This is a genomic window from Phytoactinopolyspora endophytica, from assembly GCF_004138495.1.
In the GTDB taxonomy this organism is placed as follows: Bacteria; Actinomycetota; Actinomycetes; order Jiangellales; family Jiangellaceae; genus Phytoactinopolyspora; species Phytoactinopolyspora endophytica.
On the sequence record NZ_ML142849.1, the window covers coordinates 273,308 to 274,362 of the forward strand.

Here is a 1,055-nt window from a genome sequence, read left to right on the forward strand (position 1 = left end):
AGTCCGAGACGTACAGGCTCCCATCCGGACCGACGGCGACATCTTCGGGGACTCCGAACGCGACGTGGACTGTATCGGTCCCGGCCGCGGCGGTGTTAGTCCCGTCCGGCGCCTCACTGGTACCCGCGACCGTGCTGATCAGGCCGGCCGGGCTGACCTTCCGGATCCGGTCGTGGCTGCGGTCGGCCATGTAGAGGGTGCCGTCGGAGGCGACGTCGATGCCGGTGACCCTACCCAGGATCACCTCGGATGCCAGGCGGCCGTCACCCGGCATCGGCCCTGGTCCGAAATGGTCGCCCGAGACTTCGCCGCCCCCGGCGACGGTCGTGATCGTCCCGTCCGGATCGATCGCGCGTACTCGCGCGTTGCCAGAATCGAGCACGTAGAGCGTGCCGTCCGGGCCGACGGCAAGGTCGTCGGGATCGGACAACTGAGCCTCGAGCGCCGGTCCGCCGTCGCCGGAGGTGCCCGCTGTCCCGGTTCCCGCTAACGGTGCAACGACGCGCGGATCCGCGTCGGCCCACCGATCGGGTGCTCCATCGGAGGCGTCCGGCGTGTCCGGGGTCGGGTCTGTATCGAGCGGAATCCGGTGTACCTGCCCCCGATCACCGTCGCCGACGTACAACGCCCCGTCCGGCCCGATGGCCAGCGCGGACGGATCGTCGACATAGGTGGGCAGACTGTCGATGATGCCGTCCGGTGAGATCACCCGAATCTGGTGGTGTTCCTCGTCGACAAGAAAGATCGTGCCGTCGTCGCCCACAGTCAGCTCGCTGGGATAGCACAGCTCGGCATCCACGGCGGGTCCGCCGTCACCGGAATATCCACACGCCTCACCACCGGCGATCGTGGTGATCACACCGTCCGGGGCGATCCTGCGGATCCGATGGCTGGGAATGTCGTCGTCGCTGGCATAGAACCTGGTGACGTCGGCCACATAGATATTGCCGTCCGCGTCCACCTCAACGTCCATCGGCCGAGTGAACGACGCCTCCACCGCCGGCCCACCGTCCCCACTCGATGCCTCCGCCTCTCCAGTACCGGCGACGGTCGTG

General features: G+C 68.1%; 1 protein-coding gene. It reads right to left on the reverse strand.

Going from position 1 to position 1,055, the window contains the following annotated elements; all coding sequences use genetic code 11:
* Window positions 1-973: NHL domain-containing protein (locus ELR45_RS01220; protein WP_205855659.1), on the reverse strand; the 973-nt coding region annotated here is incomplete at its 3' end.
* Window positions 974-1,055 lie beyond the last annotated feature (82 nt).